General features: G+C 67.8%; 27 protein-coding genes and 1 tRNA gene. 3 read left to right on the plus strand and 25 right to left on the minus strand.

The features are described from left to right. Nucleotides 1-94: 94 nt before the first annotated feature. Nucleotides 95-895: a hypothetical protein gene (locus tag CACI_RS44440; protein WP_143765659.1), complete on the minus strand. Its 801-nt coding sequence runs from the start codon at nt 893-895 to the stop codon at nt 95-97. Between the two features lie 142 nt (nt 896-1,037). Here CACI_RS44440 and CACI_RS44445 point away from each other — a divergent pair, with 142 nt between their 5' ends. Further along, nucleotides 1,038-1,352 carry a hypothetical protein gene (locus tag CACI_RS44445; protein WP_015797527.1) on the plus strand — a complete coding sequence of 105 codons (315 nt, stop codon included), beginning with the start codon at nt 1,038-1,040 and terminating at the stop codon, nt 1,350-1,352. A gap of 63 nt (nt 1,353-1,415) precedes the next feature. On the opposite strand, the gene CACI_RS44450 is transcribed toward CACI_RS44445, so the two are convergent. From CACI_RS44450 to CACI_RS44550, 21 genes are all read right to left on the minus strand, one after another. Continuing rightward, the gene (locus CACI_RS44450) at nt 1,416-1,823 is read right to left on the minus strand and encodes a hypothetical protein (protein ID WP_015797528.1); all 408 of its coding nucleotides are present in this window, start codon (nt 1,821-1,823) and stop codon (nt 1,416-1,418) included. Nucleotides 1,824-2,364: 541 nt separating this feature from the next. Next, nucleotides 2,365-3,264 (minus strand): hypothetical protein, encoded by a 900-nt coding sequence (locus tag CACI_RS44455; protein WP_015797529.1) that lies wholly within the window; start codon nt 3,262-3,264, stop codon nt 2,365-2,367. Between the two features lie 68 nt (nt 3,265-3,332). Continuing rightward, a complete protein-coding gene (locus CACI_RS44460) occupies nt 3,333-4,034 on the minus strand; it encodes a hypothetical protein (protein WP_015797530.1) in 702 nt (233 codons plus the stop codon). A gap of 248 nt (nt 4,035-4,282) precedes the next feature. Beyond that, the gene (locus tag CACI_RS47005; protein ID WP_223297417.1) at nt 4,283-5,098 is read right to left on the minus strand and encodes a DUF2637 domain-containing protein; all 816 of its coding nucleotides are present in this window, start codon (nt 5,096-5,098) and stop codon (nt 4,283-4,285) included. A gap of 63 nt (nt 5,099-5,161) precedes the next feature. Further along, a complete protein-coding gene (locus tag CACI_RS50875) occupies nt 5,162-5,575 on the minus strand; it encodes a hypothetical protein (protein ID WP_143765660.1) in 414 nt (137 codons plus the stop codon). An 89-nt stretch (nt 5,576-5,664) separates the two neighbouring features. Next, nucleotides 5,665-6,009: a hypothetical protein gene (locus CACI_RS44475; protein ID WP_015797533.1), complete on the minus strand. Its 345-nt coding sequence runs from the start codon at nt 6,007-6,009 to the stop codon at nt 5,665-5,667. After that, nucleotides 6,006-6,473, minus strand: coding sequence for a hypothetical protein (locus CACI_RS44480; RefSeq protein ID WP_015797534.1), 468 nt, complete (start codon nt 6,471-6,473; stop codon nt 6,006-6,008). Before CACI_RS44480 ends, CACI_RS44475 begins: the two co-directional genes overlap by 4 nt. A gap of 77 nt (nt 6,474-6,550) precedes the next feature. Beyond that, entirely contained in the window at nt 6,551-6,901 is a 351-nt protein-coding gene (locus CACI_RS44485) for a hypothetical protein (protein ID WP_015797535.1), read from the minus strand. A gap of 125 nt (nt 6,902-7,026) precedes the next feature. Beyond that, the gene (locus tag CACI_RS44490) at nt 7,027-7,554 is read right to left on the minus strand and encodes a hypothetical protein (RefSeq protein ID WP_015797536.1); all 528 of its coding nucleotides are present in this window, start codon (nt 7,552-7,554) and stop codon (nt 7,027-7,029) included. 140 nt (nt 7,555-7,694) lie between these two features. After that, nucleotides 7,695-7,988, minus strand: a complete 294-nt coding sequence (locus tag CACI_RS44495; RefSeq protein ID WP_015797537.1) for a hypothetical protein — start codon at nt 7,986-7,988, stop codon at nt 7,695-7,697. Nucleotides 7,989-7,990: 2 nt separating this feature from the next. Then, entirely contained in the window at nt 7,991-8,299 is a 309-nt protein-coding gene (locus CACI_RS44500) for a hypothetical protein (RefSeq protein ID WP_015797538.1), read from the minus strand. Nucleotides 8,300-8,435: 136 nt separating this feature from the next. Continuing rightward, a complete protein-coding gene (ssb, locus tag CACI_RS44505; RefSeq protein ID WP_015797539.1) occupies nt 8,436-8,882 on the minus strand; it encodes a single-stranded DNA-binding protein in 447 nt (148 codons plus the stop codon). Nucleotides 8,883-9,344: 462 nt separating this feature from the next. Beyond that, the gene (locus CACI_RS44510) at nt 9,345-9,968 is read right to left on the minus strand and encodes a hypothetical protein (protein ID WP_015797540.1); all 624 of its coding nucleotides are present in this window, start codon (nt 9,966-9,968) and stop codon (nt 9,345-9,347) included. A 290-nt stretch (nt 9,969-10,258) separates the two neighbouring features. Continuing rightward, nucleotides 10,259-11,083, minus strand: a complete 825-nt coding sequence (locus tag CACI_RS44515) for a deazapurine DNA modification protein DpdA family protein (protein WP_015797541.1) — start codon at nt 11,081-11,083, stop codon at nt 10,259-10,261. Nucleotides 11,084-11,116: 33 nt separating this feature from the next. Continuing rightward, entirely contained in the window at nt 11,117-11,938 is an 822-nt protein-coding gene (locus CACI_RS44520) for a GP88 family protein (protein WP_190276702.1), read from the minus strand. Further along, complete coding sequence (locus CACI_RS44525) at nt 11,889-12,662, minus strand: hypothetical protein (RefSeq protein ID WP_015797543.1); 774 nt, start codon at nt 12,660-12,662, stop codon at nt 11,889-11,891. Before CACI_RS44525 ends, CACI_RS44520 begins: the two co-directional genes overlap by 50 nt. After that, nucleotides 12,659-13,441: a hypothetical protein gene (locus tag CACI_RS44530; RefSeq protein WP_041540837.1), complete on the minus strand. Its 783-nt coding sequence runs from the start codon at nt 13,439-13,441 to the stop codon at nt 12,659-12,661. The genes CACI_RS44525 and CACI_RS44530 overlap by 4 nt, the downstream gene beginning before the upstream one ends. Beyond that, nucleotides 13,438-14,016, minus strand: a complete 579-nt coding sequence (locus tag CACI_RS44535; RefSeq protein ID WP_015797545.1) for a hypothetical protein — start codon at nt 14,014-14,016, stop codon at nt 13,438-13,440. Before CACI_RS44535 ends, CACI_RS44530 begins: the two co-directional genes overlap by 4 nt. Nucleotides 14,017-14,254: 238 nt before the next feature. Continuing rightward, nucleotides 14,255-15,982 carry a ParB/RepB/Spo0J family partition protein gene (locus CACI_RS44540; protein ID WP_015797546.1) on the minus strand — a complete coding sequence of 576 codons (1,728 nt, stop codon included), beginning with the start codon at nt 15,980-15,982 and terminating at the stop codon, nt 14,255-14,257. A 128-nt stretch (nt 15,983-16,110) separates the two neighbouring features. After that, on the minus strand, nt 16,111-17,100 hold the full coding sequence (locus CACI_RS44545) for a DUF932 domain-containing protein (protein ID WP_015797547.1): 990 nt from the start codon (nt 17,098-17,100) through the stop codon (nt 16,111-16,113). A 467-nt stretch (nt 17,101-17,567) separates the two neighbouring features. After that, a complete protein-coding gene (locus CACI_RS44550) occupies nt 17,568-18,629 on the minus strand; it encodes a Swt1 family HEPN domain-containing protein (protein WP_015797548.1) in 1,062 nt (353 codons plus the stop codon). Nucleotides 18,630-18,736: 107 nt separating this feature from the next. Here CACI_RS44550 and CACI_RS44555 point away from each other — a divergent pair, with 107 nt between their 5' ends. Continuing rightward, on the plus strand, nt 18,737-19,732 hold the full coding sequence (locus CACI_RS44555; protein WP_049871936.1) for a hypothetical protein: 996 nt from the start codon (nt 18,737-18,739) through the stop codon (nt 19,730-19,732). 72 nt (nt 19,733-19,804) lie between these two features. Here the strand turns inward: CACI_RS44555 and CACI_RS44560 are convergent, their stop codons facing one another. The 3 genes from CACI_RS44560 to CACI_RS44570 form a co-directional block, all read right to left on the minus strand. Further along, nucleotides 19,805-20,425 carry a hypothetical protein gene (locus CACI_RS44560; RefSeq protein ID WP_015797550.1) on the minus strand — a complete coding sequence of 207 codons (621 nt, stop codon included), beginning with the start codon at nt 20,423-20,425 and terminating at the stop codon, nt 19,805-19,807. A 324-nt stretch (nt 20,426-20,749) separates the two neighbouring features. Further along, nucleotides 20,750-20,823 (minus strand) — tRNA-Pro (locus tag CACI_RS44565). Nucleotides 20,824-20,892: 69 nt separating this feature from the next. After that, nucleotides 20,893-21,867, minus strand: coding sequence for a metallophosphoesterase (locus tag CACI_RS44570; protein ID WP_041540839.1), 975 nt, complete (start codon nt 21,865-21,867; stop codon nt 20,893-20,895). A gap of 87 nt (nt 21,868-21,954) precedes the next feature. Here CACI_RS44570 and CACI_RS44575 point away from each other — a divergent pair, with 87 nt between their 5' ends. Further along, complete coding sequence (locus CACI_RS44575; protein WP_015797552.1) at nt 21,955-22,407, plus strand: GatB/YqeY domain-containing protein; 453 nt, start codon at nt 21,955-21,957, stop codon at nt 22,405-22,407. The last annotated feature ends 123 nt before the right edge of the window (nt 22,408-22,530 follow it).

Consider the following 22,530-nt stretch of genomic DNA (forward strand, 5'->3'; position numbering starts at 1 on the left):
AGCCCCGGCCCGCTCTGGTTCCGTAGGCGACCAGCAGCACCGGCACGGCCGACGGAACTGCCGACGAGCTGCCCGGGTTATCCCGGCCGAGTAGTCAGGCGATCCGCAGACGCGGTCGAGTGCCCGCGTGGGGATTCCATTGGGCGCCGCTGGCCTCGGAGTAGGCGGACATCGAGCCGTCCGCGCCAGGTAGCCAGAGGTCGGCCGTCCGGTTGCGCCCGCGGGTGGCGCGGCCGTCGCTGACGATCGCCGCGCGTCGCCCGGTGAGGTGTCCGGTGCCCTCGCCGAGTCCGAACCACTGCTGTCGGTCCGTGCGCATGCGCAGGTGGGCCTCGGGCCAGTCTCCTGCGACGACCAGCACCGCGCCACGCTGCCGCTCGGTGGTCCGGACCTTGCTCGTGAGCACGCGGACCTGCTGGCCTGTCGGCCGATGCGGCAGTCGCAGCAGGACGATGTCGACAGCCTTCGCGAGCAGTGCGACTGCCTCGGGCCAGCGGTCGCCCGGCTCGTCCAGAAGCAGAAATCGCGACAGGTCCGCCCCCAGCCCGGCAGCCGCAGCGATGCCCAAGTCCGGGAAGCCCACCGCTGCGGCCCAAGCACCTCCAGCTGTGGCGCCGGCGAGCAGGCCGAGCGCGAGGTAGCCCGGACCAGTGCCGAGCTGCGGAGAGGATCCCGGTCGGGGTGGCAGGGCGACGATCGTGCCCCGCTCCAGGACGCCGCCGGGGACCAGCAGGCTCAGACACTCGTGCATAGGGATCGCCCCGCCCTGAGCCGGGCCGCGGCGGCGTACTTCCGGAGTCGTCCCGGAATCCCGCAACAGCGTTCTCAGCCGCTCGACCTCGATTTCGCGGTCTCGCCCCGATTCACCTTTCTCGAACGTTTGAGCGAGAGACATGGTCACACTCTCGGCGGGTCTTGCCCGGCTGTCAATCCAACCGCCGTAGCAAGCGGTAGGAGTCGTGACTGATGAGGCGGCTGTGTCGGACCTGCCGTCTAATCTCGTAGCCCCCGTCCACTACAGAGAGTAAGGAGCAGTCGTGAGCGTCGTGCCGAAGACCTCCGCGTTGCCTCGCCCGGTCATCCCCCGGCAGGTGTCGTCGACGACCCGTGAGGTCCCCGTTGGTCACGAGGGCGACATTGGAACCCTCACGGTGTCGACGGTGCCCGGCATCGGAGTCGTCGCCGTGGACATGCGGGTCGCCACACATGGCTCCACACTGGCCGCGCTGGCCGAGGCGACGGCCGCCGCCGTCACCCTCGGACTGCATGCCGGCGCACCGGCGGGAGCGTTCCGTGGGCTCGACTTCGCGGGCCTGAGCCTCGCAACCCTCGGAGCGGGCATCAAAGCCTGACGCGGCGTCATCGCCTTCGAGGCGCCAGGAAGCATTCCTGGCACCTCGAAGTTGGTCGAGCAGCTACATGCGGGCGAGTGCGTCCAGCGACTTCCAGCGGTAGCCCATCCACAGCTGTGGGCTTTCGTGCGCCCACGCCTCCGGGTAAGTCGCGCGGGACTCGACTTCGAGCCGGCCGTATTCGATCAGCTCGGCGATTCGCTGGGCCGCCTCTTCGGCTTCGTGCCGGCCGCAGTCCCCGACCGGCACGGCCCGCAGGTCCGGGGCGTAGCCGTAGAGGCGGATGGCGCCGCGGCTCATGATGCCGGCCGTACGGCACGAGCCGGTGCGGCATAGGAGAGTGCCGTAGATGTTGGCGGTGCGCAGCTCTGCGTGGATCTCCGCCCACGCGACACGGACGAGCTCGGTGTCGACGTCCAACGCGGCGAGCGCGACGGCGAGGTCTTCGGCGAAGACGGTATCGGTGGTCATGGTGGGCGGCCTTTCGTCGCTGCGGGATTGCTGACGGGCCTGCCTGGACCGGGGCGTCCCCGGCGGTGTCCAGGTGGAGCGCCCGCAGCGCAGCGAGGACGAACGACCTGGACACTGTCCGGGGAGGTTCTGGTACACCGTCGGCGTCAGCAATCGGTCTGCGACATGGCGAGCAACGGCCGGCCGCTTCCGCCGATGCCTGCTCGCGGATGACTCCGATGCGCGATCCGCCAGCGGGCGGAGGTCGCAGCTTCATCTCTGGCCAGGGTGGCGACCCTGAATTTTTCGCCAAAACAGACCCTGATTTTTTCGCAGGGTTCGACGACTCATCTGGCCTTAGTGTCGAGTCACCGTGCTGAGCCAGGAGGAAGAAATGCAGGTTGCTACAGCGGCCCTGTCGCTGGTCACGGCTGTCGTGGTCGCCTTCACCACTGTCGTCGGATTTCTGGGCCAGCACCGTGCGAGGGGCAAGCGCCGGCGCCGAGCGCGCGATTGAGACCGGAGTCGTTCGACTCCGGTCTTAGGGCAGCGCAGGGCTGGTTCACGCGCGGATTCCGGCGTGCGGGAGGACGTACGTGTAGCAGATGTTGCAGTTGACGCGGACGATGAAGATGTCCGCTCGGGTGGGCGCGGCGCCGGACGGTCGCTTGCTGTTGACCATGACCGTCACGCAGTCGCAGCCGGGACCGGCCTCGGCCTCGGCGCAGTCGTGGCACAGGGGTGCCGACTCGCGGCTGCGTACCTGCCCGCCGCACTCCGCCGCGCAGTCGACGACGCCGTGTTCGGCGAGGATGTCGTCGACGGGCCAGCTCTCGCACTCTGGGCACAGCGAACAGCCTCGCTCGCCCAAGCCGGTCAACACCGCCTGGACCAGGTCTTCGGGCACCTTCCATCCGCGGAGCAGTTCAGCGCAGGCTGCATCCTGCTCCAGCTGGCACAGCCGGGCGTCGTCCAGAGATGGGTAGTGAGCGAGCGAGGTCTCCAGCGCGGCGACCGCCTCAAGCGTCGGGCCGTGGGAGGCGTCGTAGGTGAAAATGCCGCGCCAGACGGAGAAGTTGGCGCCAGCGTCACAGAGGACACGCTCGATCGTCTCGCTGTTGGACTGCCACAGTGCGCGGTGGCAGATATGCGGCTCGTTAGCGCCGCCGTGCTGGGCGTGCCAGTCGTAGTCCTCGACCGGTTCGCCGTCAGGGGCGGTCATCAGGGCGATGGTGCGCCAGCGGAGCTGTTCGGCCTCGGAGGTCAGCTCGGCACGCAGCTGCCAAGGGCTGGCCCAGTGGCGACGGACGTCGGCGTAGTCCTCGGCGCTGTCGTGTAGTTCGGGGGTGAAGGGATACCGCTCGGGGTTGTGGATGGCGGCGAAGCGGTGCTCGCCGCATGTGCAGTGGTTGCCATCGTGGCCCGCGGTGAAAGCGTGGCCGAATGCCTCGTCGGTGTTCATGGATCCGGCTCTCCTGGTCGTGAAAGGGAGCCGGGCCGGCGCGACCGCGCCAGCCCGGCGCGGCGGGGTCAGAGAGCCGGGTTGCTGCGGAAGTAGCTGGCGGCGACGGTGCGGCGGGCGTGATCGGAAGCCAGGATCTGGAGCGCGCGCTCGCGCTCGGTGTGCTCTGCGAGCTGGTCGGTGAGATCGGCGATGTCGGCGGCCCGGTCGGCGATCATGCGGCGGGTCTCGCGGAGCCGGGTGGTGGCGTCGTAGCCGGCTGCGGCCTGCTGGAGCTCGCGGTAGTCGGGGTGGCTGGTGTAGTGGGCGAGCAGGGTGATGACGATCCAGCCGGCGCGCTGGCGAGTCTTGTCGGGGGCAGGCTGGGCCGAGCTGCGGGTCAGTGGGGTGGATACGGCCACGTCGCGCGGGGTGAGGGTGCGCCACCGTTCGGGGTGGGTGAAGTGGGCGCCGCCGCCGAGCGTGATGCCGTTGATGATGGGGCGGTCGGTGCGGTCGCACTGGTTGACGTCGGGCAAGCCGCGGCCGTACCAGACTCCTGCGTCGGTGGGGAGCGGGGTGAGGCCGGTGTGGTTCGGACGGATGGTGAAGGAGCCGCGGGCGCGTTCGGCCTTGACGATGCGGTAGTAGGCGGTGCCGGTGGCGAAGTCGAGTTCTTCATCGACGACCAGCTGCCCGAACTCGTCCGGCAGGTCGAGGCTGACGGTGTGCGTGACGACGGTCAGCGGCGGGGTGTCGAGCGTGGTCGGTGGCAGTTCGAGGATGGTCACTGCGGTGCTCCTGGTCTGGTCGCTTGTCCTGGGCCGGACCGTGGCGTTGCCGCGCCTTGTCGGTCCGGGCCGTTCGGCCGGGTGGCCTGCTGGCGTGCCGTGGCAAACCACGGCGGTCCCCGGCGGGGCAACCCCCGAAGAGCGAAGCGTGGGGTTGCGGCGCCGGGGACCGGTGTGGTTCCCCTTGGGCGTCCAGCAGTTCACCGGTCGAGCCGGAGTTCGGAGGCGACCTCTCGGCGTGACCTCGGTCAGACCGCGACCAAGGCGACCTCTCGCTCAGGAGCGTCAGCGGCCGGCTCAGCGTCGACTGCTGCGGCTGCTGCTTCGGCGCGGAGTCGTTGGCAGAGTTCGCTGGCGCGGTTCCGCTGGATGCGCAGTTCGTCGCGGAGCCGGTCGCGGGAGATCCCGCGTCCGCTGGTGCGGCGGTGGGCCTTGTCCAGCTCGCGGGCGCGAGCCAGCAGCGGATCCTCGCCGATCCCCGCCTGCTGTGCCGGTTCGTCCTGTCCGGCAGGAGGCTCGGCCGGGCCCGAATCGGCGTTATCGAGGACCGGAACGACGGCCGTAGCGCTGGCTTGCTCGGCTGCCGCGGGACCGGGTCCCGTCGCGGCGTGCAGGCTGCGGACGGTGTAGATCTGGCGTAGCAGCCACGGGCCGTTCTCGCTCCAGCCCAACAGCAACAGGGGGGCCACGGCGTCGAATGCTGCGGTGCCGTAGCGCCCAGCACAGATCGACTCGGCGGTGTTGAGCGCCATCGTCAGAAGGCCGCACAGGATCAGCAGCCGGCGGGGCTTCTCCAGCTGCTTATCGGTGTAGCCGTGCAGGGACAGGTAGCGGATCCCGAGCAGCAGTCCGACGACCGACAGATCCACGGCCGGGCCGACCAGCCAGCCGATGTAGAGCGGGACGTGCAGGTACGCCGCGAGTGCGGCGACGTTGCCGAAGCTGAAGACGAACGTCAGGCCAGCGATCACGCCGGTGATGGTGGTGACGGCCCGGCGAGTCAGTGCCTCGCCGGGTATGTCTTGGCGCTCTTCGCGCATGGGAAGTGAGAGGGAAACGGACAAGGGAGGATCCTTCGACGCAGGCAGGCGGGAAGTGAGGTGGGGCTGACGCGCTGCGGCGTCGGGCTACTTCCGGGGTGGCTGGCTCTGCTTGAGCGCCATGTCCCGCACGGTGACGAAGGTGAACAGTTGCAGTCCTGCGATGATGGCGCCTGCCTCGATGGAGTGAGGCCACGTGGTAGTTAGCACGCGCAACAGCAGCGTTGTGAAGCCGCCGAGTCCGAGCGCGACGGCCAGCGTCTTGCCCGGGATGCCGTTGTCCTGGTTCTGCGCGCTGCCCATGGTGCCGTCTCCGTTGCTGCGGTCGTCGGTGGTCCCGGCCTGCCAAGCCGTTTGGGCTATTCCACCAGTTGAAGCGCCTGGCCGCGAGGGTGCGCAGGGAGTTGCGTGGACCGGCCTTCCGTCGATGAAGACCTTGAATGGCGGCTGAACTTCGTCGGCGCGGTCGCCGGAAGCGTTGTGGAGCTGGGTGTGGGACATGGTCGTCCTGCTCTCTGGTCGTTGTCCTGGGAGCCTTCGGCCGGCGTTGCCGCGCAGGCCTCAGCTGGAATGCAGAAGATCAGGGCCGTCTACGACGGCTCGTTCAGGCTGGCGAGCACCACCGATAGCGGTAGGGCCGGTGGCGTGCCGTCGCCGAAGCGTCGGCGTGCGGCGGCCATGCTCATGGCGAGGTGTGCGGCGACGGCTTCGATGCAGGCTCCGGCATGGAGGTCGGCGAAGCCGGCGGCGTCGCCGAGCCGGTCGAGCGCGTGGCTCAGCTCGCGCACGGCGGCACAGCACTGTCCCGGCTTGGCCGGGTCGAAGACCATACGCGCAGCGCTGAAGGTCAGGGTGCGTGCGGCGTCACGGACCCGCTCGTCCAGCACTTCGCGAAGCGGGTCATCGCCTCCGATCCCGGCCGGTACCTCGGTCACGCGTGGCACCCGGAGCGGGGGCGGGGAATCCGGGGCTGTCGCGCGGAGCGCGTCGATTGGCCGGTATCCGACGCAGGCCGGCGAAGAAGGATGCTGTCGGTCTCTGCGCGGTCCAGCTCGTGAGCGGTCAGGGTCGCGCGGCCGGTGCTCCAGGCGTGGAACAGCCGGTGGCATCCGTCGATGAGCAGATGTCCGGATGCGCCGTCACCGGTAGGGAGCGTGGCCAGTAGCAGCGGCCGGGACAAGTCCGTTGTCATCGCATAGGCGCGATCGAAGCCGTCGCCGGGGCCGAGCAGCGGCACGGCCGACGGATCGTCGCGGTCCAGGCCGTAGGCGTGTGCCCACATCGGCACGTCCAGCAGCACGATCGGGCGTTGCCCGGTGGTGGCGATGAGGTGTTCGGCGGCGGTGACATCGAAGATCCAGATGCCGTATTGGAAGGTCTGGCGCGGGGGTTCGGGCATGGGGTAGTCCTCTGGATGGTTGTCCTGGGACCGGTGGGCACGGTTGCCGTCGTGCGCTCCGGCTGGTGGCGGCTGGGTCAGGGGGCTGGGATGCAGGCGGCCAGCGGCACGCCTCGCAGGATGTATCGCGTCTGCTCCTGGGGGATGTCGTACTTCTCACGGCCCTTGCTGCGCAGCGTCTGGGTGGAGGCTTCGTCCAACTCGATGTCGGCGCGCTCCCGCGTCGGGTCGATCGTGTGGATCGAGCCGGTCAGCCGGTTGAGGTAGCAGCGGCGAAGTCCGCTCAGCCGTATCGTCCGACCGGGGCTGAGGTTGGCGTTGAGCACGGTTCGCCGGTCGCGGATTGCCTGGGTGACGGTTTCCAGGTCGGCCCAGTTGGCCAGGGTGAGGATGTAGGCGCGGGCGGCGCTGAGGTTGGGGTTGGTCACGGGGTTCTCCGGGGTGGTGCTGGTCGGCGTGGCCGAGTGGGGGCGGCGGGGTGCTGAACGGCGGGGGACGGGCTTGGCCGGGAGCGGCGCCACTGGGCGGCGGACCGGTGGCCGACGCAGGGGCCTCATGCGCCGCCGTCCGTGGTGCCGAGCAGTACGGAGACGACTTCTCCGAGTCCTTCGGCATCGGTGCGCTCGATGGGGCTGCGCGGTTGTGGTCGCCAGTCGAAGTAGTCGGCGCCGATCGCGCGGGCGACGCGCAGCAGATGACCGGTGAAGTCGTGGCAGGGAAGGTATCCGTCGGCGTCCTGCATCGCCTTGGTGGCCCTGTCGACGCTGCGCAGGACGCGCACGCACGCCTCGGCGCGGGCCGTGTCCATCTCGAACGGCTTGAACACGTAGCGGGTGCTGTGGCATCGGCCCTCGGGTTCGAGGTAGGCGCGGACGTGGAAATCCGCATAGGCGGAAGCCGGATGCCCGTGCCGGTCGGAGGGCGGGTTCAGGCTGCGGCCGTGCTCCTCGGGGTCGAAGGTGTCGGCGGCGGTGGCTTTGTAGACCACGGACGCGACGATCTCGCCGACGTCATATTCGCGCTGGCGGGCGAGGAAGAAGCCGAGTTCTCGCCGGGTTCTGCTCGCAACGGTTCTGGACATGGCGGTCCTGTTCTCTGGTGGGTTGTCCTGGTGCGTGTCGACGCGGCGTTGCCGCGCCGCGCCGACACGGAGAGGAGGGCGGAACCCTCGGTGTTCCTGAGCGACCGGGCTCGGGCTGTGCCCGTAGGCCGTTGGTGAGGTCAGTAGCGGTGAGCCATCACGTCGACCCAGCGGACGGCGTCGCCGTAGGTAGACAGCTCGGGGCTGGGCGAGTCGTCGTCGCGGCGGGTGGTGCCGATCCACCAACCGGGTCGCGCGGCGGGCTTCACGTGGCCAAGGAGAACGCCGTGATCGTTGAACACGTCGATACTGGTGATCTCGTTCTCCGGGCTGCCGGGCTCGATATCGACGGTGTGAGCGGTGATCCTGATGTTCTTGCAGATCAGGCCGGAGAATCTGCCGGAGGCGGGCGGAAAGGGTCTCAGGGTGCTCATGGTCAGAGCACTGGCAGGTATTCGGACATCGACGCCAGCGCCCGGCGAGCGGAGGCGGCCGACTCGGCGAACAGCCGTGAACAGCCTCCGAAGCCGCCGTTGGTGACCATGCTCGCGTCCTGGGCGGCTTTGACCGCCGGGTCGCTCTGGCCGGCCTGCCACGCGTGGTACGCCTGGTCGGCGGTTTCCTGCATGCGTTCGGCGTAGGCGGACAGCGCGGTGCGGATGATGGTGGCGTGGTTGCGTGCCCACTCGGCGGTGGCGCGCTCGTCCTCGGCTTCGTCTGTGCTGAAGCCCCACGGGTAGCCCATGGCGGGATGCTCCTTGATCTCTGGTCGGCGTCCTGGGTGGGCCTGTCCCGGGTGGTTGCCGCCACCTCGGGACAGGCGTGAGCTCAGCGGCTCGGCGGCGGCTGTGCCCGGAACTGGCCGGGCACAGCCTCGGGGATCAGAACGGCCGTTCGGCACCGGCGGTGGCGGGAGTGGGCATCGACCACGGGTCCGGGCTCGGGGCGGCGCTCTGCGCGGTGCGGCTGGCCTTGACCGGCGTGGCGACCGCGAAGCGGAGCGAGACGCCGATCTCCTCGACCTCCAGGTTCAGAGTGGAACGCTTCTCGCCGTTGTCGGTGACCCAGTTGTTCTGGCGCAGCTTGCCGGTCACGATGACGCGCGAGCCCTTCGACAGCGATTCGGCGACGTTTTCCGCTCCGGCGGACTTCCACACACCGCAGCGGACGTACACCGAGTCTCCGTCCTTCCACTCGTTCGAGGACTTGTCGAAGACCCGCTCGGTGTGGGCGACCGTGAAGTTGGCGATGCTGCTGCCGTTGTCCAGGAAGCGCAGCGACGGGGCGTCGGTGAGGTTGCCGACCAGGGTGATGCTGTTGCCGATCATGAGGTTGGTCCTTTGCTCTGGTAGTTCGTCCTGGGTGTCGTCCGGGTTGCCGCCCTTCCGACATCTCTTAATTTACTCTCTTAGCTCGCCTAGCGCAACCCCTACAGGGCCTTGATCTCAACCGTTATATGGCTGTGACCTGAGGTTTCGTCACCTGTTCAGGACAATGCAACGGCCTACGGCCCTGGCGTCGGTGGCCGGTCGCACTTCCCCGTTCCGCAATAGCTGCCGATGGGTCCGGGGCCAAGAGTCCCCGCGGAGTCCAGGGGTGGGCGCAGCCCGCTCGCGACAGCGACGCGCAGCGCCCTTGACGCCGCGGGGCGACCCCGGATCATGTGCAGCGCGGAGCGGGGAAAAGCACGTCCCTTCGTCCGCCGGCCACGCGCAGCGAGGCCAATCGAAGCGCACCCGGCGACGCCCCTGGCCGCTCCTCCTCTGCTGCGTGCTCGGGAAGGACTGCGGTCAGGAACTCTCGGTCGCAGCGCGAAGCCAGCGCTCGGCGGTACGCGTGCTCACATGGTGCTCCGCAGCGATATCCACAGCCTGTGGATGGTCCCCTGTCGCAATCCGCCGTTTCAGGGCGATCACCCGTTCATCGCTGGCGTAGGCCGCGGTGGCCGGCTTAGGATCGCGGGACTTTCGAGGTCCGGACCGCGGGCTTCCGTGTCCGGTCCGGGCGTCGGCGGCGTCCCAGAGCGTGGCGCGCCGCCATCGCGGGCGGCGGCCGTCGTAGTCCTGCGGGCTGGCCGCCGGGAGGTAGCCGTCGCGGACGGCCTTGCGGACGGCGGCGGCGTCCTTCCACCCGATGATCCGCGCGGCTTCGGCGGCGTAGACCAGATCGTCCGGGTCGCCGCTGCGGTCGACCTCGGTGAGGCGGGCTGCCTTCTCCTTCTGGTGTCCGGCGAACCAGGTCTCCCACTCGTCGGTGAACCAGTAGTCGGTGCGGCCCTCGCGGGTGGCCTTCTCCGGAAACCCGGTCTCGGCGCGGTTGGCGTACGCAGCATCGAGGGTGGAGCGGCCGATGCCGTAGCTGACCATGGCGGTGCGGTCGACGACCTCGCGGCCGGCGAACTCGTGCAGCGGCATGGCGGGGTGCCTCCGGGGCGCGGCGTGGACGCTCCTGCCGGGCAGGCAGAGGCGGGCCGGCGGTGCCGGTCGGCTACCGATTCTAGGGCCTTCACCTGGGGTTCTCCTGTCGCAAATCGTGGTCCGTGTGGTGGCGGGTAGGGCGTAGGCTGGTGGGCACGTTCCGCGTCGGATGAAGAAGCCCCACTCTGGTCGGGCGTCCTGGGCCTTCGCGGGGCCAGGTGAGATGGCGGGTCCCTTGCCGGGGGACCGTGCTAGCCGGTACCGCCCCATTGGGGCGGACCCGCCGCTCACCGACTACCTCCGGTCCCACAACGTCGACGGCGCCGAGCTGACGAGTCGCGAGGTAGGCCGGTTTCGCTAGTTCGGATGATCTTTTGACGCCACTCGGCCGCCCAGCGGGCACAGTTGGCCTCAGTTCGGTGGCCGACTCGGCATCCGGGCCGGTATCTGCCCTGGTAGCTCCATGCGAGGCTATCGGCCGATGCCAGATGACGGCCGTAGATCCCTAAGCCCGCGGTCTTCACTCCGAATCCGTGCAGACGTATCCGCAACGCGGCTACCGACTCAACGATCGCTCTGATCTCCCCGGTCCCCTGGCGCCGACACACCGAGCCCAAACCGACCACTGGCTCATGCTCCAGATCGACGCCTGAGCGCGCGAACAGATCTACGCAGCGCAGGTAGTCATCGCGCTGCCATCCCTGGATCACCGGCACGATCGGCAGATCCGGCGCGATGTCCCGCAGCCGCAGGTAGTTGTCCACGGTGAGCTGCTGGTGGGCCTCGACCGAGAGCCCGGTCCCGACGAATCGCGACCGTCCCACCTGGCCGCCGCCTATGACAACGGGCTCACACATCCAGTCCATTTGAGCCGCCCATTGGAGCCCGCCGATCTCTTGTACGTAGCGGCGGACGGCGGCGGCGTACTGCTCGGCGGTGATGGTCCACCGGCCGTACTGCTGGATCTCACTGAATGCGCCGGAGTCCAGGCACCACGGCCCGAGCGCTCGCGGAAGGGTTCGGCGGTGGGCGAGTCGGCGGTGGGAGATGAACAGCGGGATGTCCGTTGCCGCCAGCCATGCCGGCTGGTGGCATCCGAGGTAGAACCTCACCGTTGGCCGCCTCCCTGGTCGCGTCGCGCGACGTCAGAGTTTGTCGGTGGCGCCGACGGGATGAGCGATGGCGATGCGGCGGCGTCGGCGTGGCCGGTCTGTGCTGTCGCCGCGGGCTCGGTCCACCTCGCGCTGCCACTCGCTGAAGCGTCGGTCTCCTTGGCGGCGTTGGAGGTGAGGGATCTGGTTCGCCGCCATCGCGACCGGTGCCGGACCGTAGGCGGCGAGGAGATCAGATTCTGCCTGCGAGTGCCATCCGCTGTGCTCGATTTCCGTCTCGGTCGGAAACACGTCGCAGACCCGGTGCCTGTGCAGATCGACGTATCGGTCGTAGATCCCTCCGAGGGAGATGATCCACACTGCGTTCGGCGGCCGTTCGGGCTCCAGTATCCGGTCATGGAGCATGACCTCCTTCGTGTACGCGTAGAAGCTGGTGTTGGGCGTGGCGCGGATGATCCGCAGCCAGGCTCGGGCGTAGGCGGCGGAGTAGAAATCGCCTGCCGCATGGATCCGGACATGGGCGCCGGCGAACTTCGGATGGGACAATTCGGCAGTCATCGCCTGCTCCCATCCCTCGGGATCTTCGAGGGTGAACAGCAGGTTCCTCACGTGCGCGGCCTTCACGGCCGGGAAGTTGTACGTTCCTGATCTTGCAAAGCACACCTGGGAACAGACGCCGGCCGCCCTGCATGTGCGGAATGTCGTCCCGTCCGGGAGTCGTGCGGCCAGCGCTGGAATAGTCCAGGACCAGATGCCGTCTCTCGCGAGGTCGCGGTTGGCGCGGCTGAGCAGCCGCGTGGGCCGCTCAGACATAACCCGCCCCAACTGGAACCGGGATCGTCTCTCCAGCGTCATCCGCTGCGATCGGCATGGGCCGGTCGTGCAGAAGGGTGAGGTCGTCGCGGGAGCAGATCCAAGCGAAGTCATCAGGCAGGTCGCCGGGCCGCTTCAGCAACTCGGGGTTCTCCTCGGCTTCGCGTGTCTCCAACGCGGTGTGCAGGTTCAGATCGTTGTCGACGTAGATGAACAGGCGTTTGCCGCCGATCTCGACGATGACGCCCTGGAGCGCGTCGGACTTGGGCTCGTCGAGCTCTTCCAACTCGCTACCGATGGCGGCGCTCGCGGTGAAGTTGATGAGCAGCGCGGCTGGGTTGGTGATCTCGGGCATGGTGCGGGGCTTTCCTGATCGGGGCTTGCGGCGGGTGAAGAAGCGTCCACGGCGCTCGACGTAGCGGCCGTAGAGGAAGGCTGCGGCTTCGGCCTGGTCGTGGAAGCCGGAGACGACGGGTTCGGCTGCGGAGGTGCCGGCCGGGCTGTAGTGAACATCCGAGATCGCGGTGTAGTAGTAGCCGAACCGGATGCGGCCGTCCTCGACGCGGGTCGACTCGATCGCGCCGATGCGGATGCCCTCGTTGTATTTGCCGAAGTAGATCCACGCTCCGCTGCGGGAGCCCTTCTCAAGGCCGACGCGGAAGCGTGCCCTTTGCTTCGGGGCCGACTCGGTGGCGACCTGAACGCGGTAGGCGCACCAGTCGCGGAAGCTGGGCCGCTCGACGGCGGACTTGTGGACCGGGCTCATCGGGCGCACTCCGTCTCCAGCGCGATCCTGGCGTCGGTGTAGGCGTCCCAGTCCCGCGCGGTCGGGGGTACGTCGATGACGGGGACGGCGGCGGGGTCCTCGTCGCGGATCGCCCACAGGGCCGCGCGTGCGAGCCATCGATCGAAGCCAGGCGCGAAACCGGAGTTCGCCCGGTAAGCGGGAGTGACCAACCCCGACGATTCGTGATACTCGGCAACCTGCAACCGGTCTTCGGCGACCGCGTGCCAGCCGGTCAGCCGGGCCGCACGCGAGCAGCGGACGATCATCGTGTCGTGCTGGTGCGGCTGCGGGCCGGTCGCGCGCAGGGTCAGCTCTGTCCAGTGCTGGGTGACCAGGTCGCCGCCCAGGTGCGGCGGTCCCCACCATCCGTGCTCGTGCCGGCGGGACGGGTCAATGGTGCTGATCGAGCGGTGGCGCAAGCAAAAGTCGGCCGGGCTCATGCGCCAGGTCTGCCCGTCCCGCTGGTACTCGCGGACCGGGGCCGGCTTTCGGGTGGCGGGGCGGAGGTCGACGGCGATGCCTCGGCCGTCGACGCCGAGCAGGACGGCCCGGTGGTCGTCGGGCCGGTCGATCATCAGAGCCCAGCCGCGTTGGCGGAACGTGCGGACGGGGACGACCTCGGCCGCGCCGATGCCCGCGCGGCTGCGGGCGGACACGGCTTCGGCGCGCAGGTCCTTCTTGTAGAGCGTCCAGCACACGGTGCGCGCCGTGTAGCCGTGCAGATCAACTGGGGTCGGGGGCGAGGTCATGTTGCTCACAGGTCGTCCCCGTCCTGCTCGACGGCTTCGGAGCCCGGGAGTTGCTGCCAGATGGTTCCGGTCCAGACCTGCCAGTGTCCGCCGGGGTCGTCGGCGACCTCGGCGAGGGCTGCGGCGACCGCGGCCGGGACGACCGCTGCCACGCTCAGGCCGGTCTCCTGGGGCGGGATGAACACCCGGATCGCGAGGGTCAGCAGCGTGCCGCCGTCACGCAAGAACCGGGCCACCGTTTGGCCTTCGGCGACGGCTTGGAGGAGACGTTCGCTGATCTGCCATTCCTCGACCAGCAGGGCCATCAGCTGACTGCCGGTCACTGGCCGGCCGTGGTGTCGGCACTGGGCGGCGAACTCGTTGACCTTGGCGGGGCTGAAGGATCCAGTGGGGCGGAACGTCAGGTCACCACCTTCGTCGGTGCCCTCGATCGTGCCGATGTCGTGGCCGCCGAAGCGGACGAGCGCGACGAGCGTCGCGCCGCTCGGAGTCGGCAGAGACGACATGGACACGACCTGAGGATGATCGGCGGGGACGAGCAACCCGGTGTGCATCAGGGTGACTGTCTCGGGGCGGGTGGTCATGGCGGGAGTCCTTGTGCGGGGCGCGGCCGGGCCGCGGAAAGTGTTCGGGGAGATGGCGCAGATCGTGCGCCGGAAGCGCGAGGCACGGGACGCGTGGTGCTGCGCAGGGCTCGATGCCCGTGCGCAGCACGCCGGCCTCGGGGCTGAAGGGTCGGAGCCGTCCGGACACACAGCGTCAGGTCGGACGGTCCGGGTCGGGCAGGCCGGGATGGTCTCCCGGCCTGCCCTGACGGTCAGGTCAGATCTCGTCGGCGTCTTCACAGTCCGGGTCGGGGTCGTCCTCGTCCGAGCCGGGTTCGTCCTGCGACTCGCTCTGTCCTGTTTCCGGGTCGTCCTGGGCCTCGGCGTCGTCCTCGGGCTCGTCCTCGGCCCGGTCCTCGCCGTCGTCCTCGTTCAGCGTGTCCGCCATGACAGGCGCGGAGGCGGCTGGATCGTAGGGCCGGTCCTCCATCACGGCCTGCTCGATCGGCGACGGCTTGTAGCCCAGCGCGACCAAGAGTTTCAGCCACTCGGCGGCCTGCTTGCGCTCGTGCCGGTAGCCCTGAGAGCGATCGGTCCGCCAGAGTCCGTCGCTCATGTTCTTCTCGAAGCCTGCGACCAGCGGCAGGAACGTGAGCAGAACCAGCCGCTTGGCCGACGCCTTGGCCGTCAGTTTCGCCCAATCGGACGGGGCCTTGGGCTGTCCGAGGAGTTCGGCCACCAACTCGCCGTGACCGCTGAGAACTCCGTCCTGCGCGGCCGACCACCCGCGCAGGAGGTTGAAGGCGGTGAAGCGGGTGATGGCGGCGGTGTGCTCGGGCGACAGCGAGGTGCGGGCCATCAGCGAGGCAAGCCACTTGGTTCGCACAGTGCGGGCCGCGCGCCAGTCCTTGTTCCCCTCGATCACCCGCTTGCGCTGCGCTCTCTCCTCCGCCTTCTTCCGGGCGGCCTCTGCGATCTGTTCCGCGCTGCCCAGCGGCGGCGCGACCGCTGGCGGGGTGAAGGTCTCGCGGTCGATGTGCTTGCAGATCTTCGAGTCGCGGCAGGCGTAGAACACGCGTGGGGCTCCAGAGCGCTCGAAGACCGCGAGATGGCCGGGGCACTCGGCATGCACTTCGGGTTCTATCCCTCGCCCGGCCGTCGTCGGCATGGTGGCCAGCCTCACCAGACCGGCCGGAGCATCGTCGAACTCGTACAGCGCCACGCCTGCGGTCTTGTGCTGCTCGCGGATCTCCTCGCGGGCGGCCTTCTCGGCGCGGTCCTGGCGTTCCCGCTCCATCTGCCAGTCGAACTGATCGTCGCTGAACGCCTCGATGAGGCGAGCGGTCGCCTCGGCGTCGTCGGAGAACTCGGCCAGTGCGGCAAGCTCGGGCACGCTCCACTGGAACTCGATCACGGCGGCGGCCTTGGCGGCGGCTTCCTGCGTCTCTGCGGACAGCGTCGCGGCCCGAAGCGCCTGGTTCACCTCCTTGGCCTTGCCGCCGTAGGCACCGGCGAGACGCGTCTTGGTGGCTCCGGCCTCGTGGGCGGCGAACAGCGCGTTGGCCTCTTCCTGTGGCGTCAGCAGCTTCTTGTGCCGGGAGGTCATCAGCTGGTCGAGGTACTGACCGGCTTCGTCCTGGGCGCGGTCCCCGCTGAAGAAGCACGGCACGGCAGCAAGATCGGCCTTGATCGCGCCACCCATGCGGCGGTGCCCTTCGAGCACCCGATAGACGCCGGGCGTGGCCGATGCGGTGATCTTCAGAGGATCGATGATCCCCTCAGCCTTGATGCTGGCGACGAACGCGGCGTTGAGATCGAGGTCCTTGCGGACATTGCCGGGATGCGCAATCAGCGCGGCCAGCGGGATCATGACAGCTTCCTGCGGCTGCGGGGTCTCAACAACCCCCTGCTCGGCCCCCTCGCGGGTGAGGACGGCGGCGGTCGCGGTTTCGACGGGTGTGGCGTCCTCGGCGAGGATTTCCGGCTCGGCGACGGTGATGGTCATGGCGGATACGCCTTCCTGGTTCGTTGTCCTGGGATCGGCCGCGCCGGGGTTGCCGCCCCGGCGCGAGCCGTGAAGGTGAAGAGAGAGGGTCCGGCCGGGCCGTGGTCCGGCCGGATGAGAGGGAAGGATCAGACCGACAGCAGGCGGTGAGCCTCGTGCTTCCGCGTCGTCACCTCGGACGAGGTCAGCACCCGATGTGCCCGAACCACATCGGTCTTCGCGGGCGCGTAGTGGTCCAGGTACTCACCGATCGCCTGAACTCCGGCCCACCGGGTTCCCCGGATGTTCGCGTTCGTAGGGGCGTACTCGAACAGGCGGCGCAGGTGCCCCATCCGCTTGGCGTCGTTGCTCTTGGTGCGCGGTCCGGCGTTCGGCTCCAGCGGCCACAGTTCGTGACACACCTTCTCGAACTCGGCGAGTGTCAGCGTTTCGTTGATCATCCGCTCGGCGGCCTTCTCGAACTCCTCGACGTACTTGAACATCAAGCCCAGCGCCTTACGGGCCTCGGCGATCTTCTTCTTGGCGCTCTCGGTGTGGCGGATCGAGAAGGAGGACCGGGCGCGATCGAGCGCAAGGGACTGAGTGTTGGCACAGACGATCCGGATCGGCGTGACGATCAGCTTGTACGCCCCGGTCCCGTCGTGCGAGTTCAGGCCGGAGATGTACAAGTCGAGCCGATCGGTACCCGCGACCGTCATCGTCTCGGGCAGCCGCATGGTGACGAACACCTGTCGGCCTTCGCGCAGAGATCCGGCGGTCTCAAAGTGCGCGCCGGAAGCATCCACCAGCGTGTTCATGATCTGGCAGTTCTCTTCGTTCTGAACCGGGGTGTAGTCCGATCCGACGATGCCGAGATAGTCAGTACGCCGGGTCTTCGGGTTGGTCCGGACCGTCATGAACCTGTCCGGGGAGTCCACGGTAGTGACACCGTGCTCGGTGATCTCCTTGCCCGCTACGGGGATCTTGCGGACGTTCCATCCGTCCAGGAATGCCGTGGTCAGGGCCTCTTCAGCCGTCATCGCGTCGCGGGTGACGGTTCCGAGCCGGTGCCATGCGTTCTCGCGAGCGCTGGCGAACGCGGTCGTACCGTCGCGGAACCGTTCCAACAGATGAGCCATGTTCCGTGCTGCCTTCCTCTGGTCTATCTCTCCTGGGTTGTCGTCCGGGTTGCCGCCCTTCCGACAGCTCTTAATTTACTCTTCTGGAGTGCGGGAGTCAACCGAAGGGCCAGGTCAGGCGTGGAATGAGATGTATTTGTGACCTTGCGAAGCTAAGCCTGACCACAGGTCAGAAGCCCCCGACCACTCCTCGCCGGCCCTTCCATAGCTGCCGCGGGGTCCGGGGCTGAGAGGTCGGCCGGGTCAAGGGTCGGCCGAAGGCCGATCGCGAAGCGACGCGCAGCGCCCTTGATGCGGCCGGCCGGCCCCGGAAACTGGGCAGCGGAAGGGCCAAGAGAAGCCTCGTGGAAGCTTGAACTAGTCCACGCGGGAGCTCAGTCGTGGCCACGGGACTGGCGGACCTCCGCGACACGTGGCCCTTGCATGAGCCCCGAATCGTAGACGTATGCGCTGATGGCAGGGCCTGGCTACCACTGTGGTGGGAAGTCGATTCCTCCGCCAGCTCCGAACATAGAGATCGGGACCGTCGTCTCATCGACGATCGACCAGTGGCTGCCGCTCACAACTCGATAGTCGATCTCCCGGGCCTGGCGTTGCCAACGCTCGAAATCCTCGTCGCTTTCAACCTGACGCCCAACGCGGCAGCTCATCAGCACAGCATCGAAGGCTCTTCCAATCGCCTCGGCAATAGGTGTCCCGCCGTCGACCGCGCTGAAGGTGAAGTGGACGCTCCCTGGATCGTCCGACACGAGATGAACCAGTGGCGCCCCGCCCCCTTGTAGCTGGCGCCAAAGCTTTTTGATCTCCAAGCTGTTCCGGCGGATGTAGAACGAGGCGTGCCAAAAGATGCCCTCTGCCCCGTCCAGATCGTCGGGGTAGGTCGCCCAGGGCCGACGGCTGACAGTGAGCTCGAAGCTGGTGTCATAGCGGGCTTCCGCGTGGTCGATGAGGCGTAGAGCTGTTGGATGCTGGCGTCGGAGCCAGCCTTGCGTAACTGGATCAGAGTGCTTATCAGGGTCAGGGCCTGAACGTCTGTTGTAGGAGGCGCACGCAATGAAGGCACCACGCTCAAGGTCGCGGAGAGTTTGCTCCAGCCGACCAAGGTCGTCCGAATGTGGCTTACGCATATGGCCGATCCGGTGACGGATCCTCATTAGCTCGTCCTGCCGGCCAGCCCAAGACCTAGGTTCCAGCAGCGCGTACCGAAGCTGATCATCATGCTCGGCAATGACCTTCAGCAGTTGGCTGTAGTCGAGGTAGGCAAGCGGGTTGTCGCTGTCTGCACTCGACATGTGCTGAAACTGTGCGTCCTGCCGTTGGCGTCCCGCAGAGGCTGCGACTGCCTTCTGCCATGCCGAGCCGTAGAGGCTGCGGAGCTCGACGTAGACCAGCTCGCGTAGCCACGTTTCGAGCTGCCACCACCTTGCGAAGATGGCATACGTCTCCTCGGGCAGACTCGCGGACCGCGCGGCGTAGAACGCGCGCTCAGTCGCGGCGCTAAGCAGAGGCCGCTCCTCTTCAGCATCCATGTAGCAACTATCAGGGCGAGCCGACCATCTTCGCAGCTCTTTTAGGCCGTGAACCCAAAGCCGTCGCCGACGTGGGCGATGTGGCCTGGCGGCGCTAGTCTCGATGTGTGGTCACCGAGGTCAAGCCTGAAGCTCTACGCAGGGCTATCGCGGCTGAGATCGCTCAGATGAAGTCGTACGAGGTCCCTGACGAATGCGTGAGGCTCGGTCTCGCGGCAGGCAGCGAATCGGAGGCGTTTGAGGGCAAGTTCCGCTATGTCATGGCGAGGCTGCGGCATCTGGAACTGCCCCGCTTGCTAGCCATCGCTCAGCGCTGCATCAATGATCACGACGTGCCAGAACTACAGGGACTAGTTGATCATTTCGGGCACCGCGGGGTGGACGGCGAATTCAAAAACTTGATCTTCGCGGCCGATGGTCCGAAACCAGAGCTCTTCTTCGTGGATGCCGTGAACAACGAGGTCGAGATCACGAAGAACGCTGAGCATTGTTTGATCTACACGAAACCCCTCACTGCGCAGGGGTTGACGTGGGCAGACCTAGTCGGCTGGTGGCGCGACAACTGCCCCCAGCTGAGGGATGCTGACGACGTGGTCGTTGGACAACATCTCTACAAGCGGCTGTTCGCCTCTCTCGCGTCCGAGCCAGAGCAGATAGTCTTTCGGGCCTACTGCTCGCTCTACCGCCGTGCTGGGGGCTTCGAGTTGCCGGCGCTCGTGCCGCAGGTGTACCTCCACTACGACCCCATCGTGGCGTCCATGCGACGAGGGCCGCGCCCACGTGAGCGGCAGCGTATGGACTTTCTGCTCCTGCTGCCGCGTCGCGAGCGAATAGTCGTTGAGGTGGATGGCAAGCATCACTATGCCGATGGCAGCGGGGTGGCGAGCCCTGAACGCTACGCCAAGATGGTCGCGGAGGACCGGCGACTGCGCCTCGATGGTTACGAAGTGTTCCGCTTTGGTGGGTCAGAGTTCACGGATCCTAGCGTCGAAGAGTCCATCCTCTCCTTCTTTATTGAACTGCTTGACAAGCATGGTGTGCCAACTACGGCCGGTGTCTCCGAGACGGTGGACGTCACCAGCCGAACGATGCAAACGAAGTAGGTCGCCGCTGTTCGAAGTCAGGCACAGTGACCGGTGCTGGAGCAGCCTCGGTGGGTGCGGGTTGGGCCTGCGTTAGAGGCGCTTAGGGAGCTCGCTAAGCGACTTCTCGAACGTCGCGTACCGTCGATCCAGAACGTAGACCCCAAGCCGGTACGGCCTGAAACCAAGCCGTTCCCACGAGCGTCCGATTGCCGCCATCGCCTCGCTGGTCGCCGGCTCAACGGCAACGCCGTCTTCGTCCCTCTGGGTATCGAGGGGGAAGGGGTACACCGTCACGATGTCGCACCCTGGGCCGATCATCTTGATTGCCATGCCCGTGAGGTACGTCCCCAAGCCGCGACCCCGGTACGGCTCATCGAGTTGGACGCTCTCGACGATGAGGTACGGACCGAACGGCATTTCGACTGGCGCTTCAGCATCATCGGCGAGAGCCAAGATGACTTCAGCGTGCCGGGACGCGTGACCGTCGAGTGCGTCGAGACTGTCGAAGACCCGGCCCACCATCGCCTCATCAACCATCAGGAACTGCATGTGGCCGATTTGGATCGGCTCGGCGTCGGGCTCATCGCCGTCCTCCAACATGATCTGCACGAACCATCGCGGCGCCTCATCCGTGCGCTCGCCGTCGCACATCCCAAGGTGAAGCATGCTGCCAATGTCGAGACGGATGGCATACAGATCCACAGCCTTCAAAGCGGCCCTCCGCAGCTTCCGATCACTGGCCCGAGGCTCCCGAGCCTAGCTGCCCTCCGACCGCTAGCCAACGCCGCGCGTCGCGACATGACGACATCGAGTGACCCTGTGGCACAGAAGATCGAGATGATTTCGTTATAAACAGCGGTCTGATGTCCGCAGCGAGGCTGTCCAAATGTTCAAACGGCCAGGTCGAAGGTGTTCTCAACAGCCTCAGGCTGTGTCAGCCTGGGTCCAGCCGTCCGTGCGGACATTTTGCGGACACGAAAGGCAAGAGGCCCGATCCCATCTCTGGAATCGAGCCTCTGACCTGCACTTGCGTAGTCGGGGTGACAGGATTTGAACCTGCGGCCTCTACGTCCCGAACGTAGCGCGCTACCAAGCTGCGCCACACCCCGATCGTGCGTGGACAGTCTACCCAAAGCGGGGCTGGAAGCGAAAACGACTTAATCGGGCAGGTCAGGGGGTCAGGAGCGGGGGGTCAGGGTCAGGAGGGTGGCTTCGGGGGGGCAGCAGAAGCGGACTTGGGCGAAGCGGGAGGTGCCGCAGCCGGCTGAGACGTGGAGGTGGGATTCGGCGTAGGTGGACAGGCCGGCGGCTCGGCGGCGGTCGAGGTCGCAGTTGGTCACCAGGGCGCCGTAGAGGGGGAGGCGGAGTTGGCCGCCGTGGGTGTGGCCGGCGAGGATCAGCGGGAGGCCGTCGGCGGACATGGCGTCGAGGACGCGGCGGTAGGGGGCGTGGACGACGCCGATGGTCAGATCGGTGCCGGGCAGGGTGCGGGCGGCGCTGTGGGTGCCGGAGGTGGTGGCCGGGGCGGCGCCTTCTTCGGCGGTGGCGACGGCGAGGGGTGCTGAGGCGGCCGTGTAGTCGTCGCGGCGGATGTGGGGGTCGTCGACGCCGACCAGGCCGACCACCGGGCCCGCGGCGCCGGGCAGGGTGAGCCGGTCGGTGCGGTTGGTCAGGTCCAGCCAGCCGGCTTTGGCGAAGCCGTCGCGGAGCTTCTGCCAGTCGTTCATCGGGCCCTTGCCGCGGGTGCGCTTGCTCGGGTCGCCGCCGAGGAGGTACTTCGTGGGGTTCAGGGGCTTGGCCGCGAGGTAGTCGTTGGAGCCCATGACGAAGGCGCCGGGCAGCTCCATCAGCGGCTCCAGGGCGTCCAGGACCGAGCCGACGCCGTCCGGGTGGGACAGGTTGTCGCCGGTGTTGACCACGAAGTCCGGCTGCAGGGCCGCCAGCGAGCGCAGCCAGCGGACCTTGCGGTACTGCTCGGGGATCATGTGGATGTCCGAGACCTGCAGGATCCGGAACGGGCGCACCCCGCGCGGGAGCACCGGGACCTCGTAGCGGCGCACCCGGAAGAGGTTGGGCTCCACCTTGTGCGCGTAGGTGAGCCCGGCTGCCGCCGCGCCGACGAGGGACAGGGGGACTGTCACGAGCTTCCGCATGGCTTCCATTATCAGCCTCGGGGGAAATCTCGCGGCCGGACCGGGGGAGTTGATGACACACTGGCGTGGAAGCCAGAAGGGATGATCATGACCGCGCTCAAGGAAACGCTCCGCACCGATCTCACCGCCGCCATGAAGGGCCGCGACGAGTTGGTGACCGCCACCCTGCGGATGGCGCTGACCGCCGTCGGCACCGAGGAGGTCGCCGGGAAGCAGGCGCGCGTACTGTCCGACGCCGAGGTCGTCCAGGTGCTCACGCGCGAGGCGAAGAAGCGCCGGGAGGCCGCGGAGGCGTTCGAGAACGGCGGCCGCCCCGAGCAGGCCGCGCGGGAGAAGGCTGAGGGCGAGGTCCTGGCCCGCTACCTGCCCGCCCAGCTGAGCGATGAGGAGCTGGCCGAGCTGGTCGCCGCCGCGATCGCCGAGACCGGCGCCGAGGGTCCCAAGGGCATGGGCCTGGTGATGAAGGCGCTGAACCCCAAGATCGCCGGACGCGCCGAGGGCGGCCGGGTCGCCGCCGCGGTGAAGTCCGCGCTGGCGTAAGCGACTTCGGGCCGCGCGCTCCGTACCGCAAGCCCGTCACGTTGGACGCGGCGTCGATCGCAAGGCACGTCGATCGACGCCGCTGCCATGGTCGCCTTCCGCGCTTTGGCCCTAGGGTTGATC

Source organism: Catenulispora acidiphila DSM 44928 (assembly GCF_000024025.1).
GTDB classification, from domain to species: Bacteria; Actinomycetota; Actinomycetes; order Streptomycetales; family Catenulisporaceae; genus Catenulispora; species Catenulispora acidiphila.